Raw genomic sequence first — 17,372 nt, 5'->3', positions numbered from 1 at the left:
ATTCGAAATTTGATTTTCAAAAGTAGCTTTAAAAATCTGTAAATAAAAGAGCACAAGAATAAAAAGTATCCAAAGAAAGCAGTTAGCTACAACAGCTTGCTTCTTTGGATACTTTTTTAAGTTTTATGAATTCAAAAATTCCAGTAAATTTTCATTTAATTTGTCTCTATCTGTATAAAAGAGACCATGAGGTGCGCCTTCATATTCGATATAAGTATTATTTGCAATTGATTTTGCTGCTTTTCTTGAAGTAAGGTCGATTGGAACAATTTTATCGTCGTCACCATGAATAATCAGAGTTGGAACTTTTATAAAATCTAATTCATCTCTAAAATCAGTATAAGAAAAAGATTCAGCACATTTTAAAGTAGCTCTTGGAGAAGCCACTGAACATAAAGCTCTGTAATATTCTAATAAAGGAGTGCTTAAAGGTTTGTTGATAATATTGACCCCAAAAAACGTTTTTCCGAAATTATCAATAAATCCTATTCTGTCTTCTTTTATTGCTGCGGCAGTATTTTCGCTTTTTTCTTTTGGATGTCCGTCAGGATTATCGTGAGTTTTTAGCAGAAATGGAATAATCGACGAGATCAAAGCTGCTTTGGTAACGCCTTTTCCGCCATGACGACTGAAATAACGAACTACTTCGCCACCGCCCATTGAGAAACCAACCAGAGTTACATTTTCCAACTCTAATTGCTCAATAATTTCTTTAAGATCATCAGTCAAAGTATCGTAATCGTAGCCATCCCAAGGCTGAGAAGATTTTCCGAACCCGCGTCGGTCGTAAGCGATTACTCTATAATTATTTTGGACAAGATGGTCTATTTGATATTCCCACATTTCATTCGAAAGTGGCCAGCCGTGAATTAGGATAACGGGTTTTCCCTGACCATAATCCTTTACATACAGCCTTACATTTTGAGCAGTTTCTATATATTTATCAGTATGAACCTGTTTTAAATTAGATTCAAAATCTTTAATTGACATGCATGCATTTGGTTCAGTATGTTCCATGTTATATCTTTTTACGTGAGTGTTTTTCATTTTTCTTCTCGTAAAATTAGATTTAAGAAAAAGAAATTGGTTATAGAATTAGGTGCATTAATTACAAAATTTATAGGTTTGTAAATAATACAATTAAAAATGGATTTAACCTGGAACGAATTTGAGCGCACCGATATGCGCGTAGGAACTATTGTTGAAGTCAATGATTTTCCTGAAGCAAGAAAACCTGCGTATCAATTAACGATAGATTTTGGTTCAGAAATCGGAATTAGAAAATCATCTGCACAAATTACTAAAAGATATCAGAAGGAAGATTTAGTTAATCGTCAGATTGTTGCGGTTGTCAATTTCCCGAAAAAACAAATTGGAAAATTTATGAGTGAATGCCTTGTTTTGGGTGCAGTAGGAGAGGAGGGAGACGTAATTTTATTGGCTCCTGATTTTAAGATTCCTAATGGACTACGTATAGGATAGTTTTAATCCTTAGTTTTAACCGCAAAGACCGCAAAGGCTTACGCAAGATTCGCAAAGTTAATAGCGCAAAGCTTTGTGAACTTTAATTGATAAAGACTTCGCATAAAGCTTGCGTTTTTTGCGTAGATCTTTGCGCTCTTTGCGGTTAAATTAAAGGTTTGTCTTTTTAATTAACTTCTGTAGTATCTCCTGTCCTTCCTCCCAATACTTTAAATCAGAATCAGAGTTAATGTGTCCTTGTTGACCAATATTTACAAAATCACTTCCCCATTTTTCGGCAAAGAGTTTTTTTCTTTCAAAAGAAGCGTAAGGATCATTTTCGCTTGCAACGACTACAGACGGAAAAGGTAATTTATAAAGCGGAATAGGCGAGAAGTTTCTTGTGCATTCTGGCGTATGTTGAGGTGAATCTACATCAGCAGGAGCGACCAAAAAAGCGCCAATAATATTGGGATTGTTGTATTTTTCTGCCCAATGCAGAACCAACGAAACTGCCAAACTATGCGCTACTAAAATAGTTGGTTTGTTAAGTTTTGAAATATTCTCATTTAATCTTTCAAGCCATTCTTCACGAACAGGTTCGTCCCAGTTGTCTTGTACAACGCGAATTGAATTTTCAAATTTCTTATGCCAAAAGGTTTGCCAGTGTTTTTCTCCAGAATCTCCAAGTCCTGGTATAATTAATAGTTGTGTCTCCATTGCCGTGGATTTTATTTAGTGATTATTTTTTACGTTCTTTTAAAATTCGGTTTACTTCATTAACTAAAAGCGGAAAACCAGGTTCTGTCATTCCATGTCCGTAACCGTCTAATTCATATAATTTAGTTTGTGTATGTCCAACCAGTTTCATCATTCTGGCCATATACGCGTTTTCCTCGTAACGCCCAAGCATTTCTAGTTCGCGATCTCCAGTAATTAATAACATTGGCGAAGCATCGGCACGAACGTGATATAAAGGAGCAAATTGGTCAATTGTAGGCTGTTTTTCAGGAATGCCGTTTTCTCGTCTAATTTCAAAATGCGTAATGCATTGTCCACTAAACGGAATAAGACCAGCAATCTGATTGGCATCAATGTTTTCTTTTTGAAGATATTTTTTATCCAGACCAATCATCATTCCTAAATATCCTCCTGCAGAGTGTCCAGAAACAAAAATTAAAGATTTATCACCACCATAATTTGCAATATTGTTGAAAGTCCAAGCAACTGCTGCGGCTGCATCTTCAATTGCTTTTTCAGCTTTCGCTTTTGGAGATAGTCTGTAATTAACACCAATAATGGCAAAACCTTTATTTTTTAAAGCCTCGGGAATTTCTTTGTTTCCGCCAGTTAATCCGCCGCCGTGGAACCAAACGATTGTAGCAAATCCAGTTTTATTTTTTGGATAATAAATATCTAGAACACATCTTTCGTTGATGTATTTATCGGTTTTGTTTACAGCTGCACTATAATATTGAATATTGCTTTTTGTTTCGTATTCTAAATTTTGGGCAGATAGCGAAATTCCGTAAAGGAAGAAACTTAGGAGAATAATTAATTTTTTCATCAGAAGTAAAATGTAATTTGTGAAATTGTTAGAGGTAAAGTTGCATGAATCGTACGTCTCACATTTTACAATTCACATCTCGAAACATAAATATATAAAAAAAGTCCAAAATGCATAACAAATTGGACTTCTACTTTATGTAGATGATTTTGGATTTAAATATCATCAAAATCAATATCTGTAAAACTAGATCTTTGGCTTTCACTCTTTTCAGAGCTATATTCTTTTTTAAAATCTTTTTGGTGTCTTTCAGAAATTACTTCTTCGCCTTTGTGGTTTAAAACATAAGAAGTCATTTCTTCTAATATTTCAGAGAAAGCACTAAAATCTTCTTTGTATAAGTAGATTTTGTGTTTTTTGAAGTGAAAAGAACCATCTTCTTCAGTAAATTTTTTGCTTTCTGTAATCGTGATATAATAATCATCAGCTTTGGTAGCTCTCACATCAAAGAAATAAGTTCTTCTTCCTGCGCGTAATACTTTAGAAAAAATCTCTTCTTTTTCTAACATGTCATTTTCTCTCATAATACGTTCTATCATTTTTGGAATTAATAGTACTCAAAAATCATAAAAAATTATCTATTACGCAACAATTAAAGTAATTCTTTTTCCGAAAGTTGTTTTAAATATAACGATGCATAATAACCTTCTTGATTTATTAATTGATTATGAGAACCTTGTTGAATTATCTTACCATCTTCAAGTATAATAATTTTATCTGCATTCTTGGCAGATGATACTCGATGACTTACAATTATGGTTGTTTTGTCTTTAGAAATTTCGAACAAATTATTCAAAATCATTTCTTCGGTTTCAGTATCAACAGCAGACAGACAATCGTCAAAAAGTAAAATCGCTGGGTTTTTAATAATGGCTCTTGCAATAGAAACACGTTGTTTTTGTCCGCCCGAAAGCGTAATTCCTCTTTCTCCTAAAACAGTGTCGTACTGTTTGTTAAAGGCAATAATGTTATCATGAACCACAGCGTTTTTAGCAGCTTCGATTACTTCTTCGTCAGTTGCATTCTGATTTCCGAATTTGATATTGTTTTTAATAGTATCCGAAAACAAGAAGGCATCCTGAGGTACGATTCCGATATTATTTCGAAGATCATTCAAGTTTAAAGTACTGATTTCGTTTCCGTCAATTTTAACTTCACCTTCTGTGACATCATACAATCTCGAAATCAAAGAAAGAATAGTCGATTTTCCAGAACCTGTTTTTCCGAGGATGGCCAATGTTTCTCCTTTTTTTACTGTAAAAGAAACATTTTTTAAAGCTTCAATGTTGGTGTCATCATAAGTGAAAGAAACATTTTCGAAAGAGATGTTTCCTTGGATTTCTGAAGTGTTTTGGTTATTGTTTTTAATTTCTGGTTCAATTTTCAAGAATTCATTCAAGCGTTTTTGCGAAGCTTCTGCTTCCTGAACCATAGAGGAAACCCATCCTAAAGAAGCAACTGGCCAAGTTAGCATGTTTACATATAGAATAAATTCTGCGATGGTTCCAATATTAGGAATGCTTCCATTAATATACATTACACCTCCAAAATATATTACAACCAAATTACTGATTCCGATAAGGGCGATCATTAAAGGCCCAAATAAAGATTGTACTCTTGCTAGGCTTAAACTCTTACGTTTGCTTTCTTCAGCCAAATCAACCATATTATTTTGATGCTGATTTTCTAAAGAATACGCTTTTATAACTCGAATTCCTGAAAATATTTCTTGTGTAAAACTCGAAACCTTAGAAAGGTATTGTTGGAACGTCGTGCTTCGTTTATTGATTTCAGAGCTTAATTTAAAAATACAATACGAAAGAATCGGCAAAGGCAGTATAGTATATAAGGTAAGAAGCGGCGATACATTATACATATATAATATGACAATCGCGAAACGGATAGCTGTATTTATAGTATACATTACTGCTGGCCCAACATACATACGAACTTTTGAAACGTCTTCGCTAATACGGTTCATCAAATCTCCAGTTCTATTTTGTTTGTAGAAATTTTGCGAAAGATTCTCATATTGTCTAAAAACTTCATTTTTTAAATCAAATTCAATATGGCGAGACATTACAATTAAGGTCTGACGCATTAAAAAGGTTAAAAATCCAGCTACAATGGTTGTTCCAATAATAAGTAGCACATTATGAATGAGATCCTGACGAAAAGTTGCGATTACTATTTCCGATTTTTGCTCTGCGGCAGATAATTTGTCAAAATTCTCAATAGCGTTTAAAGACTTGCTGATCAGTTTTGGAGTAAATAGAGAAAATATTTGTGCGATTATGGTGATTAAAATACCAAGCGAGAAACTGTATTTATATTTAATGAAATATTTGTTTAAATAGCTTAATTCTTTCATTTTTTTAAGAAATATGATGTTGAATTGTTTTGGATTTAAGAATTATTGTTAAATAAAATTATAATAATTTGCGATTTAATCAAAACAATTGGATTGTAATATTGTTATTTTAAAGATAAAAAATTAGCACATATGTATTTTTTAATTATGTTTGAGTTGTCTTTTTGACGAATTCATAATTTTAACCTAATTAATACTAGCGCTATGGATGCAACTTTCGCAACTGGAAAGGAACTTCAAAAAATGGATCCTGTTTTTGGTCAATTATCTTTTGACGATCACGAACAAATTGTATTTTGCAATGACAAAGATACAGGTTTAAAAGCAATTATTGGTATTCATAATTCGGTTATGGGGCCAGCTTTGGGAGGAACCAGAATGTGGAATTATAACACAGAATGGGAAGCTTTAAACGATGTTTTACGCCTTTCAAGAGGTATGACGTTTAAATCTGCTATTACTGGACTTAATATTGGTGGAGGTAAAGCTGTAATTATTGGCGATGCTAAAACTCAGAAAACGCCTGAATTAATGCGTAAGTTTGGTGAATTCGTTCACTCATTAAGCGGAAGATATATTACTGCTGAGGATGTCGGAATGGAAACTAAAGACATGGACACAGTAAGAGATGTAACGCCTTATGTTACGGGAATTTCTGAAGAAAGAGGTGGTTCTGGAAACCCTTCTCCTATTACTGCTTACGGTGTATATTTAGGTATGAAAGCTGCTGCTAAAAGTCAGTTTGGAACTGATGTTTTAGAAGGTAAAAAAGTTTTGGTACAAGGAATTGGACACGTGGGTGAGACTTTGGTTGATTATTTAACTAAAGAAGGAGCACAGGTTACTATTACCGATATTAACGAAGAAAAATTATATCAAGTAGCTTCAAAATACAATGCTGCAATTTATACAGGTGAAGATTTGTATACTGCAGATGTTGATATCTATGCACCATGTGCAATGGGAGCAACAATTAATGATGCTACAGTAGATAAAATTAAAGCAAAAGTCATTGCTGGTGCAGCAAACAATCAATTAGCAGATGAGAATGTTCATGGTGCAAGATTACAAGAAAGAGGTATTTTATACGCCCCAGATTTCTTAATCAACGCTGGTGGAATCATCAATGTTTATGCTGAATTAGCAAACTACGGTAAAGCTGAAATTATGAGCAAAACAGAAAATATCTATAATACTACTTTAGAAATTATAGATTTTGCAGCTAAAAATAATATTACAACGCATAAAGCGGCACTTACAATTGCTCAAAACCGTATCGATCAAAGAAGAATCGAGAACGCTAAGAAGTAATTAAGTGTTCAGTGTTCACTTTCTTAAGTGTTCAGTCTTAAAGTCTCAGTTTGCAGTTTATGCTGTAAACTGAGATTTTTTTTGCGAATGTTTGGCACTGTTCACTAAAAACTGATCACACTCCACTATAAATAGAGACTGACCACTAAATTCTGAAAACTGACCACTAAAAAGACCACTTTTTTACGAATTAATTTTAAAATACGCATCAAAAGTTATACTTTTGCAGACTAATTTTTAAATGTTCTTACACGGTGGTAAATAGAAGACACATACGCGTTAAAGTAATGCAATCCATTTATGCAATGCACCAAAGCGGTTCTGATAATATGGAAAAAGAAGAAAAATTTCTTTTTTATAGCATAGATAATATTCAGGACTTATATCTTATAATGCTTTCTTCATTGATAGAAATTTGCAAAAAAGAAGCTGTCTATTTGCATCTGTCAAGTAAAAAACACCTCGCTACTGCAGCAGAACGTAATCCGAACGAAAAGTTCATCAAAAACAAAATCTTCCAGCTTTTAGCAGAAAGTAATTCTCTTAGTATTGCTTTAGAAAATCGTAAAATCAATAACTGGTCTTTAAACGATGATTATATCATTTTGCTTTTAAATGATGTTAAAGCAAGTGATATCTACAAAAAGTACATGAGCAATAACGTAAATACGTTTGAAGAAGACAGACAATTTATTATTGATTTGTTTGAAAATGTTATTGTGCCAAACGAAAAATTATATGAGTATTTGGAGGATGATAAATTGACTTGGGTTGATGATATTCCTGTCGTAAATACGCATATTGTGAAACAATTGAAGGCTATCAAAACAGAAGATCCAGACGATTTTAGAGTGCCTAAATTGTATAAAGATGTTGAGGATAAAGATTTTGCAAAAGATTTATTTAGAAGAACAATTCTAAACGAAACTGCTTTTGCAAAAGAATACGAAGATAAAACACCAAATTGGGACAGTGATCGTATTGCCGAAATTGATACTATTATTCTAAAAATGGCAATTTGCGAGTTTATTAAATTCCCTTCAATTCCAGTAAAAGTAACTCTTAACGAATATTTAGAAATTGCAAAAGAGTATTCTACACCAAAAAGTAGTATTTTTATCAACGGAATTTTAGATAATCTTGTTAAGGAACTGACTGCCAATAAAAAAATGGTAAAAGTAGGAAGAGGGTTAATGTAAGATTTAAAATAATCAATTTTTAAATTCCAAATTCCAAAAAAAGAATATTAAATATAAATCAAAAACAAATTTAAATTATGGGACAATTATCTCAATTTGCGCCATTTCTTTTAATGTTTGTGGTAATCTATTTCTTCATGATTAGACCACAGCAAAAAAGAGCTAAAAACGAAAAAGAATTTGAAAGCAACCTAAAAGTAGGTGATAAAATAGTTACAAAAAGTGGTTTTCACGGTAAAATAGCTGAATTAGCAGAAACTACTGTTGTAATTGAAACAATGTCTGGAAAATTAAAATTAGAGCGTTCTGCAATCTCTTTAGAATTGAGCGCGGCTTTGAATAAAAAAGCTTAATTTTAAATTACAATATTTTAGAAATCCCAAATCCCAAAAGGAGTTTGGGATTTTTTTGTGCCTTGTTTTGTCATTTCGAGCGAAGAGAGAAATCTTCGCAAGTAGCTCCTCAAAGACTTTAATTCATTGTATGAAAAATATAGCCCGCGGTTTCAACGACGGGACGCAATCATTATCATGATCACAATCCGTATTCCTGTGGTTGAAACCACGGGCTATGTTTGTATGATATGTGTTCTATTATGAAAAAACCTTTGTCAAAGCTTTAAACTTTGACAAAGGTTCTCGTATAGTTTCGTTCTTCGACTTCGTTCAGAATGACAACAGTTTTAGAATTTGGATTTTAAATATTAAAACTTAAACTACCTGTATTTATCATTCAATCCAACATTTGCCAAAATCATCGGAATCACTTTTTCGATTCTTGAAATTTTAGTTTTTTCCTGTTTAGCCGTTTCGATATATTCTAAAAACTCATATTGTTTGTATGGAGAAAACTTTTCAAAAGCTTCTTTTAAAGCTGGATTTTGAATCATTTCTTTTTCTAAAAGTTCAGATACAATAGCTTCTTTTTTAGAAGGTTTAATGACTTTTCCTTGTTTTTCGTTTTCTATCGCTTCGTGAATATACTCCAAAACTTCTTTTTCATTTACTTCCTCTTTTGAAGTAAAACGCCATTGACGCATCGATTTTGTTTTGTCTTCTTGAGCGTTGATTAGTCTCTTTTTTTCATCTTTCAGAAAAACACCGTTTAGAAACCAAATGGCAAAATAATTTTTAAAACCTCCAATTCCGATAACATTTTTTTTGTTGTAGACATAAATAGGTCCTCCCCATTTTATGGTTTCGACCAGTTCTGTTTTGTCAATAATTGATTTTAGGAAAAGAAGTTCTTCTTCCCATTGATTGACTTTGTCCCAAACGTGTTTTTTGTCAGAATTCGGTTCCACTTTATCTTTTTCTTTTAGATTTTTCTGGTGCATCAAAAATTCCTGGAATAGCTGTCAGCTCGGCAATTTTTACAATTACATCAGTAGCTTTCTGAATGCTTTCTGCAGGAACATATTCGTATTTTCCATGGAAATTATGTCCGCCCGCAAAAATGTTCGGACAAGGCAATCCCATAAATGACAGTTGAGAACCGTCAGTTCCGCCACGAATTGGCTTAATGATTGGTTTTATGTTCAATTCTCTCATTGCTTTTTCGGCAATATCTACAATATATTTTACAGGTAGAACCTTTTCTTTCATATTGTAATATTGATCTTTTACTTCAGCGATTACAATATCTTCGCCAAATTTCTTTGCGAATTTTTTATTGAATTGTTTAGTCAGTTTGTGAATCAATTCTTTTCGTTTTTCGAATTTCTTTCTGTTGTGATCACGAATAATTAATTCTAAAATTGTTTCTTCAATATTTCCTTTAATGTGATGAACGTGGAAGAAACCTTCATAACCTTTTGTTTCTTGTGGGGTTTCGCCTTTTGGAAGTTCATTGATAAAATCGTTTGCTAAAAGCATAGAATTGATCATTTTTCCTTTTGCATAACCTGGATGAACGCTTTTACCTTTAAAAGTAATTTTTGCTCCAGCAGCGTTGAAATTTTCATATTCTAATTCACCAATTTGGCTTCCATCCATGGTATAAGCCCATTGTGCTCCAAATTTTTCAACATCAAAATGATGCGCACCGCGACCGATTTCTTCATCTGGCGTAAATCCGATTCTGATTTTTCCGTGTTTGATTTCAGGATGCTGAATCAGGTATTCCATTGCCGAAACAATTTCAGTAATTCCGGCTTTATCATCTGCTCCTAAAAGCGTTGTTCCGTCAGTAGTAATGATGGTTTGACCTTTATATTGCAGTAAATCTTTAAAATAATCAGGAGATAAAACAATGTTTTTTTCAGCGTTCAGAACGATATCTTTTCCGTCGTAATTTTCAACGATTTGCGGTTTTACATTTGCTCCGCTAAAGTCTGGCGATGTATCAAAGTGAGAAACAAAACCAATCGTTGGCACTTCATGATCAACATTGCTTGGAAGTGTCGCCATGATATACGCTTTGTCATCTATAGTCACCTCTTCAAGTCCAATTGCTTTTAGTTCTTCAACTAGTTTATTGGCAAGATTCCATTGTTTTTGTGTGCTTGGCGTGGTTTGTGAATTTGGATCCGATTCAGTATCAATTGTTACATAACTGATAAAACGATCTATGATATGTTGCATTTTTTTAGATTTTTAGCAAATATAGAAAATTTTTCTGCTACGAAATTTAGCTTTCCATATCTGAATTAATAAAAAAAGGGATTCGTTGTCGAATCCCTTTCTAGTATTTTAAGTTTGCTATTTGCTTTTTACGCATCTAAAACCAACATGGTTAGCAGCCGATCTGATTTCGCCTTTTCCTCTTGTTCCCACCATGTATCGAGTGCAGTATTGGTCTGTACACAAGAATGAACCACCACGATGAACTCGTTTTATTTCGCTTGGATCACTAGGATCATAATAAGCGCTAGGTCCTTGCGGATTTTTTGTTACTTTCCCGCTTTCTGCTAATGATTTGTAATAGTCAACGCTGTACCAATCATTTACCCATTCCCATACGTTTCCAGCCATGTCATACAAACCGTATGCGTTTGGGGCGTATTGTGCTGTTGGAGCAATGCCTTTAAAACCATCTTCTCCAGTATCACCGTCTTTAATAGGGAAATGCCCCTGATAAATATTAGCTTGGAATTTTCCTTTCGGTTTTAAATCATTTCCCCAAGCATATAGATTTCCAGTTTTACCACCGCGTGCTGCAAATTCCCATTCGGCTTCTGTTGGCAATCTTTTTCCAGCCCATTTAGCATAAGCAGCTGCATCTTCGTATACAACATGCACAACAGGATATTTTTCTTTTCCTTTAATAGTGCTTTGTGGACCGTCTGGATGTCTCCAATCAGCGCCTGGTTCATAACGCCACCATTGCAAGAAATTGTTAAGATTAACCGCTGAAGGAGTAGGAGTGAAGACAACAGAACCAGTAACAAGATCTTCCTCATTTGCTGTCGGAAATTCTTCTTTTGTTGGTTTTTGTTCCGCAACAGTTACATACCCTGTAGCTTTTACAAATTTTTCGAATTCTTCATTGGTGACTTCAGTTTCATCCATATAATATCCATCAACATAAACTCTATGTATTGGAGCTGCATCTTTAGTAACGCCTTTAATACTGCATAAACTTTCATCTTCTACATTTGTTCCCATTGAAAATTCTCCTCCAGGAATCCAAACCATGCCTTTCGGAGCTTTTTCTGTCGGTTTAAATTTATTTTCGACAGTTGGTTTAAATTCAGATTCTGCAGTAGTACTTGGAGTTTCATGACATTCGACAGCTGTTTTTTCTGCTTTATCTGCAAATCTAGTATAACTGTAAGCAATTGAAATAATGGATAATGTAAGTAGTGCAAAAATCCAAAAGGTTTTGTTTTTCATGGTTTATTTATTTTGAGCTTATAATGGTGTCAATAGCAGGGATAAAAATAGTTAAAATTATTTTTGAAAGTATATTAATTTTATAGAATTAATAAAATTATGTTATTCTTTCTCAACCGAAACTACTTCGTATTTATCTTTTCCATCAATTTGTACGGGCTGATAATAGGTTTCTCCAAATTTTACATATTTAGCATCTCCAATTGTTACTTCTTCTCCGCCTTCAGGCAAGTTTTCTACAATTGTTCCAGCAGTAGGAGCAACGACAGTATATTTTCCACCGTCTTTTTCGTAATACGTTCCTCCGTAATAGTAATTATTGACTGTTCCTGTATTGACTGTTTCTGCTCCACTTGGAATATTATTTACCGTTCCGCCAACTGGTGCAGGTACAGCCGTATAACCGCCATTTGTCGAGGTATACCAAACTCCTTGATCGTAGTGATATTTCTGATTTTCTACACTAACAATAATCGCTGTAGTTGCTAGAGTTGCAACAAAAAATCCCCAAGGATGCCAAACTGGTCCCCAATAAAAAGGTCTGTAAGGGCGCGGATAGTAAGGATGGTAGCAATTGTATCTGTAACCGCCGTATACATAAGGTGGACGAACGTAAGGTCGAGGTCCAGGTCTAACTATAGTGTTGCGGTTGTTGCGAACATGAACACTATTATTTACATTTATGTTGACGTTATTTCTGTTTCTGTTAACGTTATTGCCGCTTATGTTGGTGTTTCTGTTGCCAACATTGTTTCTATTTACGGTATTATTTCTATTTACCGTATTGTTTCTGTTGGAATTGTTAGAAGGTCTATTTATTTTAGTTCCCGAGTTATTTGCTCCAGGTCTAGTTGCGGCAGGTCTAGTCGTTGCTGTTGGCCTTGTTGTGGTAGGTCTACTCACATTTGGTCTAGATTGCGTTGCTGGTCTTGCGGGACGAGTATGAGCTGCCCCTCCGCCGCCTCTGTTAAATCCGCCACCTCCGCCGCCTCCGCGATGGCGCTGTGCTAAACTGTCAACAGAAATAAACAAAAAAGTTCCGGTCAAACACATTAAAAGTGCCAGTTTTTTTACTGTTTTCGATATATTTTTCATATTCAGCAATTTATGTGATTTAAAGTTATGAAAAAAAAATGTTGGTTTTGAATTAATGAATTAAAAGTTTGAATTATAATGAGATATCCCATTGTATTCTAAATCGCCACCCTTCTTGTAAAGGAAGTGTTTTATCTTGAAAGCTAAAATAACTTACCTCTGAAGTTAATTTGTTTTTATGTCCTTTAAAAAACCAGTTAAATGCCAATGTAGACTCCTCTTGTCTATTTTCTCTAATAGTATTATCAGGTCGATATGCGGCATGCCGTCCAGCCATTTCCAAGTGCTGTGGCCACCAGTCAAAAACATTATGGAAGAAATATCCAGCTTGAACATAATAACCTTTCATTACAGTCATGTCATTATTATTGTATTTGTCAATAATTTCTTTGGTATGCCATTCGCTCTGCCAAGAAAAACCGCGATACATAAAAGCACTTTCCAGATTCCATTGATTAACTCTGTATTGTCCAGGCAAGCCATCTTCAAATCCGTCGAGAGAACCTCCTCCAGCTTGTGAGAAACGAGTGTACGGGCTTCGGTTTGTGATGGCAGAAAACGCAATAATTGGAGTTGGTTTTTCGTGGAATTCTAAATCACAACCTTCGAAATCAAGAAATCTTCCAAGAAAATTCCATTGCGCTCTTCCAAAATACATTAAATGATTATCGTCATTAGAAGTGCTTCCGCGTCCTGTTCCTGTTAGAGCAGCGAACCAATAATTAAAATCGGCAACTCCAGCACCTTTTAAATGTCCATAAACTTCGGCTCCTAATTGTCGGTCTACGGTAAAAGGACGATTAATTAAGGAGCGATCTACCATTTGCTGTTCGCCACTACTGATAAAACGTTCCCGTGTAAATTCCGTTTTCCATTGCCCAACTTTAAAACTCAGGAAATCCCATTTTTCGATCATAATTCTAAAATCCAATAAATTGGACTGGCTTAATTCATATTCCCAGTAGTATTTAAGCCAAGGTTCAAAAGCATGACCGCCAATTTTTAATCTGGCACGGTTTATTTTGAAAGTCGTTTTAGCATCTTGGCTATAATCATCATAAGTTAAAGGGTCTGTGTCATTTGGTGTTGAAAAACGAAATTGAAGTCGGCTTGCCAATTGAAAGAGAAACTTTTTGTCACGGGTTTCTAATTCAATTCCTTTACTTCCATAGCGAACATTCATTAGTTTGGTAGTGTCCTTTTCTTGCTGTGAAAATCCTTTGAAACCAATTAGTAAAAGAAAAACTAAGAGGGAATATTTAGAAATGCGATTTGGTTTATTTGTGCTATACATAAGATCAATAGGTTGGTATAAATTATTTTCCTCCAAAGTTTTTTGCGATTCCTAAACCAATTCCCCAGCTGTCATAGGCATTCCATTTAAAATCGTAGCTGACAGTTCCGAAAATTTCCCAGCCTTTTGGCAGTTCGTAGCCATATTCAACTCCTGCTCTGGTCAGGAAAAAATCTTCTTCTTTGGCAAATTCACCTCCAAATCCTAAAAGAAAACTCCAATGCTCATTAGGTTTATAAATTCCCATTAGAGCAGGAGCAATAGGATAACTTCTTTCTACAGTTTCTTTGTCTTCTTCGCTTGCATAAACCTTTTCGACTTTATATTTTTCCATAATAAAATCAGTATGGAGACCAATAGCCCATTTTTCGTGAAACTGAAATGTATAATCTATTCCCCAAGCAGGAAGCGTTAATGTTTCTCGATTTCCATCTTCATCTCGACCTTCAAAAACATGAACATGATTAATAGAGATCCCGATTTGATGGTGCGGACTAAAAGTCTTTTCCTCATGCTCCTGAGCTTTAATTTTAGTCGAAAAAAAGCAACTGATTAAAGAAATTAGAATTACAAGGAAGTTTTTTATATAATAATTATTATCGAACATTTTGATTCATTCTTAAAGAAACATTCTTTTATTGCCTTACATTAATTATAAAGAAAAAAGAGGTATTACTGTCCATGATTATGTTCATTAAATACCTCTTTTTAAATTTCTATTTAGGTGATTAATCTCTTCCTAAAGCTCTTTTTGCGTCGTTATTTAGGTCAGAATATTCAACTTTTCCAACACTAACTCCGACACCAATAATTTCACCGCCTTTAAAAGTTCCTGGAGTTTTGTATTCTTTACTAACAGCATCCCCGCTGTCAAAACCAACACAAAGTCCATCTCCTGAAAGGGTAAATTTCCCAGATTGAGTTCTCATAGGTCCAGATGCTACTTCTTTTCCGTCGATGTATAACTTCATTGTTCCAATAGATTCACCATTTGGACCTGCTTTTTCACGATTGAATTCCATTCCAAAAACGTGTTTTCCTGGAGTTATAGCAATGTTAGAAGTAAATCGTTGTTCAGGAGCAATTCCTAAGAAATTATAGACATAATTTAATTTTTTATCTTTTAAGAATAAAGTATGGCCTCCAAAACGTGAACCGTGAGCAAAAATTACACCTGAAGCATTGGCATCTTTAACATCAACATCAGCAACTATTTTATAAGAGCGTCCACGAACATTAACAGCAACACCCTCTGGTACGGCCGAAGTTCCAGGATAGTATTTATAAAGATCGCGAGGAGCTTCAGAAGAAGGTCTTTCTGTTCCAAGAATTTCAATTGCAGAGCGGTCGTCAAGTGGCAATACTAAGTTTTTAGCCGCTTCATCATTCCAGTCTTTAATAAGCTCTTTTAATTTGTCTGGATATTTTGCTGCTAAATTTTTAGACTCAGATCGATCCACATCAGTATTGTATAATTCCCAAACGTCTTTATCAAAATTTCCTTTTCCAGACAATGGAGCGTGCAATGCAACGGCTTTCCAGCCATCTTTCCATAAAGCGCGGCTTCCTAACATGGCAAAATATTGAATATGTTTTTGAGTTTTTGTATTTGGAGCAGCATCAAAAGTATAACGCATAGAAACTCCAGATAAAGGATATTGTGGGACACCTCGATATTCTTTAGGCATTTCTAAACCGCATACATCTAATATTGTCGGAACAATATCTGTTGAATGATGAAATTGATCACGAACAACACCTTTCGCTTTTATTCCTTTAGGCCATGACATTACTAGCGGATCACAAGTTCCTCCAGCATATTGGCTGTATCTTTTAAACATTTTAAAAGGAGTCGAGAACGCAGCAGCCCAACCAGTTGGATAATGTTCGTAAGTGTCTGGACTTCCTAATTTATCAATATATTTTAAATTTTCTTTTAATTCGTCAGGATATCCATTGAAGAATTTATTCTCATTAACAGAACCCGATTCAGAACCTTCACCCGAAGCACCGTTGTCAGCAGCATAAATTACAAGTGTATTTTCTAGCTGTCCTGTTTTTTCTAGATAATCAATAATTCTTCCAACTTGTGCATCGGTATATTCTGAAAAACCAGCATAAACTTCAGCCAATCTTGAAAACAATTTCTTTTCTTCTGGTTTCAATTTATTCCAATCCAATACATTGTCCGCAGGATTTGCTACTCCTGGAGGCATAGGATTAAATTTGTCAAAATTTGTTCCCGGAGGTAAAACTCCTTTTGCAATCATTCTAGGAAGAACCCATTTACGATACGCATCATAACCTTCGTCAAATTTACCTTTATATTTTGCAATGTATTCTTCAGGAGCTTGATGTGGAGCATGATTGGCGCCTGGACAATACCACATGTACCATGGTTTGGAAGGATTTGTTGCCTGTTGGTCTTTGATAAATTCTAATGCATGATCGGCTAAATCTTTAGACAAATGATATCCTTCTTCTGGAGTTGCAGGTGGTTCAATAAAATGATTGTCTTCAACTAAATCAGGATACCATTGATTGGTTTCTCCGCCAAGAAAACCATAAAAGCGATCAAATCCCATTTGAAGCGGCCAAGTAGCTCTAGGCCCACCAGAGGCAATATCTTGTTCGGGTACATTATGATTTTTTCCAACCCAAAAAGTGCTCCAACCATTATCTTGAAGAATCTGGCCAATTGTTGCGGCTTGTTTAGGAATTCTTCCGCTTGCTCCAGGATATCCATCTGCTGTTTCTGTGATTGCAGCCATTCCGTTAAGGTGATGGTTGCGACCTGTTAAAAGTGTAGAGCGGGTTGGAGAACATAAAGCTGTTGTATGCCATTGCGAGTAAGTAATTCCGTTATCGGCTAATTTTTGCATCGTTGGCATATTAATCGCTCCTCCGTATGTTGACCATGCAGCCATACCTGTATCATCATATAAGATAAATAGAATATTTGGAGCTCCTGCAGGTGCTTTTTTAGGTAAGTATGGAGCCCAATCACTTTTGGAATCTCTAATGTCTAAGGCCATTTTTCCTTTAAAAGTTTCTTTGGTTACCTGCTGAGGATCTGCTTGCGCAAATAATTTAGTTGATAAACCGAAAGAAAGACAAAATAGAAGTACGAAGATACTTTTTAGAATTAATTGTTTACTGACTTTCATAATTGAACTTGATTAATTAATAATTTTTGTGAAGGAATTTTTTGAACGTGGTTATGAGGATAATCTGAAAAAAA

General features: G+C 34.6%; 16 protein-coding genes. 4 read left to right on the top strand and 12 right to left on the bottom strand.

All coding sequences use genetic code 11. The features are described 5' to 3' along the window. Positions 1-123: 123 nt before the first annotated feature. The gene (locus AC5ZCW_RS13510; RefSeq protein ID WP_496120384.1) at positions 124-1,017 is read right to left on the bottom strand and encodes an alpha/beta fold hydrolase; all 894 of its coding nucleotides are present in this window, start codon (positions 1,015-1,017) and stop codon (positions 124-126) included. A gap of 129 nt (positions 1,018-1,146) precedes the next feature. Here AC5ZCW_RS13510 and AC5ZCW_RS13505 point away from each other — a divergent pair, with 129 nt between their 5' ends. Next, on the top strand, positions 1,147-1,482 hold the full coding sequence (locus AC5ZCW_RS13505; protein WP_343542407.1) for a tRNA-binding protein: 336 nt from the start codon (positions 1,147-1,149) through the stop codon (positions 1,480-1,482). Between the two features lie 150 nt (positions 1,483-1,632). On the opposite strand, the gene AC5ZCW_RS13500 is transcribed toward AC5ZCW_RS13505, so the two are convergent. The 4 genes from AC5ZCW_RS13500 to AC5ZCW_RS13485 all read right to left on the bottom strand — a co-directional run bounded on the left by AC5ZCW_RS13500 (position 1,633) and on the right by AC5ZCW_RS13485 (position 5,399). Then, entirely contained in the window at positions 1,633-2,181 is a 549-nt protein-coding gene (locus AC5ZCW_RS13500) for an RBBP9/YdeN family alpha/beta hydrolase (RefSeq protein WP_343542404.1), read from the bottom strand. 22 nt (positions 2,182-2,203) lie between these two features. Continuing rightward, entirely contained in the window at positions 2,204-3,028 is an 825-nt protein-coding gene (locus AC5ZCW_RS13495) for an alpha/beta hydrolase (protein ID WP_496120382.1), read from the bottom strand. Positions 3,029-3,183: 155 nt separating this feature from the next. Next, the gene (locus AC5ZCW_RS13490) at positions 3,184-3,552 is read right to left on the bottom strand and encodes a PUR family DNA/RNA-binding protein (protein WP_177212505.1); all 369 of its coding nucleotides are present in this window, start codon (positions 3,550-3,552) and stop codon (positions 3,184-3,186) included. A 68-nt stretch (positions 3,553-3,620) separates the two neighbouring features. Continuing rightward, positions 3,621-5,399 (bottom strand): ABC transporter ATP-binding protein, encoded by a 1,779-nt coding sequence (locus tag AC5ZCW_RS13485; RefSeq protein WP_496120380.1) that lies wholly within the window; start codon positions 5,397-5,399, stop codon positions 3,621-3,623. A gap of 204 nt (positions 5,400-5,603) precedes the next feature. Between AC5ZCW_RS13485 and AC5ZCW_RS13480 the strand changes: the two genes are divergently transcribed. The 3 genes from AC5ZCW_RS13480 (at position 5,604) to yajC (ending at position 8,262) form a co-directional block, all read left to right on the top strand. Continuing rightward, complete coding sequence (locus tag AC5ZCW_RS13480) at positions 5,604-6,710, top strand: Glu/Leu/Phe/Val family dehydrogenase (RefSeq protein WP_343542397.1); 1,107 nt, start codon at positions 5,604-5,606, stop codon at positions 6,708-6,710. 287 nt (positions 6,711-6,997) lie between these two features. Further along, positions 6,998-7,909, top strand: a complete 912-nt coding sequence (gene nusB, locus AC5ZCW_RS13475) for a transcription antitermination factor NusB (RefSeq protein ID WP_177210450.1) — start codon at positions 6,998-7,000, stop codon at positions 7,907-7,909. Positions 7,910-7,986: 77 nt separating this feature from the next. After that, complete coding sequence (gene yajC, locus AC5ZCW_RS13470; RefSeq protein WP_008462186.1) at positions 7,987-8,262, top strand: preprotein translocase subunit YajC; 276 nt, start codon at positions 7,987-7,989, stop codon at positions 8,260-8,262. Positions 8,263-8,624: 362 nt separating this feature from the next. On the opposite strand, the gene AC5ZCW_RS13465 is transcribed toward yajC, so the two are convergent. The 7 genes from AC5ZCW_RS13465 to AC5ZCW_RS13435 all read right to left on the bottom strand — a co-directional run bounded on the left by AC5ZCW_RS13465 (position 8,625) and on the right by AC5ZCW_RS13435 (position 17,298). Beyond that, positions 8,625-9,212, bottom strand: a complete 588-nt coding sequence (locus tag AC5ZCW_RS13465; protein ID WP_281631758.1) for a YdeI/OmpD-associated family protein — start codon at positions 9,210-9,212, stop codon at positions 8,625-8,627. A gap of 1 nt (position 9,213) precedes the next feature. Beyond that, on the bottom strand, positions 9,214-10,491 hold the full coding sequence (pepT, locus tag AC5ZCW_RS13460; RefSeq protein ID WP_496120378.1) for a peptidase T: 1,278 nt from the start codon (positions 10,489-10,491) through the stop codon (positions 9,214-9,216). A gap of 117 nt (positions 10,492-10,608) precedes the next feature. Further along, entirely contained in the window at positions 10,609-11,742 is a 1,134-nt protein-coding gene (locus AC5ZCW_RS13455; RefSeq protein WP_496120377.1) for a formylglycine-generating enzyme family protein, read from the bottom strand. Positions 11,743-11,844: 102 nt separating this feature from the next. Beyond that, entirely contained in the window at positions 11,845-12,837 is a 993-nt protein-coding gene (locus AC5ZCW_RS13450) for a DUF6515 family protein (protein ID WP_343542389.1), read from the bottom strand. A gap of 73 nt (positions 12,838-12,910) precedes the next feature. Continuing rightward, complete coding sequence (locus AC5ZCW_RS13445) at positions 12,911-14,131, bottom strand: OprO/OprP family phosphate-selective porin (protein WP_496120375.1); 1,221 nt, start codon at positions 14,129-14,131, stop codon at positions 12,911-12,913. A gap of 22 nt (positions 14,132-14,153) precedes the next feature. Beyond that, on the bottom strand, positions 14,154-14,738 hold the full coding sequence (locus AC5ZCW_RS13440) for a hypothetical protein (protein WP_496120373.1): 585 nt from the start codon (positions 14,736-14,738) through the stop codon (positions 14,154-14,156). Positions 14,739-14,859: 121 nt separating this feature from the next. Continuing rightward, positions 14,860-17,298 carry an arylsulfatase gene (locus AC5ZCW_RS13435; protein ID WP_343542383.1) on the bottom strand — a complete coding sequence of 813 codons (2,439 nt, stop codon included), beginning with the start codon at positions 17,296-17,298 and terminating at the stop codon, positions 14,860-14,862. Positions 17,299-17,372: the final 74 nt, after the last annotated feature.

This window comes from Flavobacterium sp. PLA-DH12 (assembly GCF_059511845.1).
The sequence above is the reverse complement of the archived record's forward strand: the minus strand, read 5'-3'. Positions and strand labels throughout refer to the sequence as shown.

Excerpts from the sequence above, each read along its gene's own strand:
- AC5ZCW_RS13505 (WP_343542407.1), top strand. The coding sequence starts at position 1,147 with ATGGATTTAACCTGGAACGAATTTGAGCGCACCGATATGCGCGTAGGA.
- AC5ZCW_RS13485 (WP_496120380.1), bottom strand. The coding sequence starts at position 5,399 with ATGAAAGAATTAAGCTATTTAAACAAATATTTCATTAAATATAAATAC.
- AC5ZCW_RS13450 (WP_343542389.1), bottom strand. The coding sequence starts at position 12,837 with ATGAAAAATATATCGAAAACAGTAAAAAAACTGGCACTTTTAATGTGT.
- AC5ZCW_RS13435 (WP_343542383.1), bottom strand. The coding sequence starts at position 17,298 with ATGAAAGTCAGTAAACAATTAATTCTAAAAAGTATCTTCGTACTTCTA.
- AC5ZCW_RS13440 (WP_496120373.1), bottom strand. The coding sequence starts at position 14,738 with ATGTTCGATAATAATTATTATATAAAAAACTTCCTTGTAATTCTAATT.
- AC5ZCW_RS13455 (WP_496120377.1), bottom strand. The coding sequence starts at position 11,742 with ATGAAAAACAAAACCTTTTGGATTTTTGCACTACTTACATTATCCATT.
- nusB (WP_177210450.1), top strand. The coding sequence starts at position 6,998 with ATGCAATCCATTTATGCAATGCACCAAAGCGGTTCTGATAATATGGAA.
- pepT (WP_496120378.1), bottom strand. The coding sequence starts at position 10,491 with ATGCAACATATCATAGATCGTTTTATCAGTTATGTAACAATTGATACT.
- yajC (WP_008462186.1), top strand. The coding sequence starts at position 7,987 with ATGGGACAATTATCTCAATTTGCGCCATTTCTTTTAATGTTTGTGGTA.
- AC5ZCW_RS13510 (WP_496120384.1), bottom strand. The coding sequence starts at position 1,017 with ATGGAACATACTGAACCAAATGCATGCATGTCAATTAAAGATTTTGAA.
- AC5ZCW_RS13500 (WP_343542404.1), bottom strand. The coding sequence starts at position 2,181 with ATGGAGACACAACTATTAATTATACCAGGACTTGGAGATTCTGGAGAA.
- AC5ZCW_RS13495 (WP_496120382.1), bottom strand. The coding sequence starts at position 3,028 with ATGAAAAAATTAATTATTCTCCTAAGTTTCTTCCTTTACGGAATTTCG.
- AC5ZCW_RS13490 (WP_177212505.1), bottom strand. The coding sequence starts at position 3,552 with ATGAGAGAAAATGACATGTTAGAAAAAGAAGAGATTTTTTCTAAAGTA.
- AC5ZCW_RS13480 (WP_343542397.1), top strand. The coding sequence starts at position 5,604 with ATGGATGCAACTTTCGCAACTGGAAAGGAACTTCAAAAAATGGATCCT.
- AC5ZCW_RS13445 (WP_496120375.1), bottom strand. The coding sequence starts at position 14,131 with ATGTATAGCACAAATAAACCAAATCGCATTTCTAAATATTCCCTCTTA.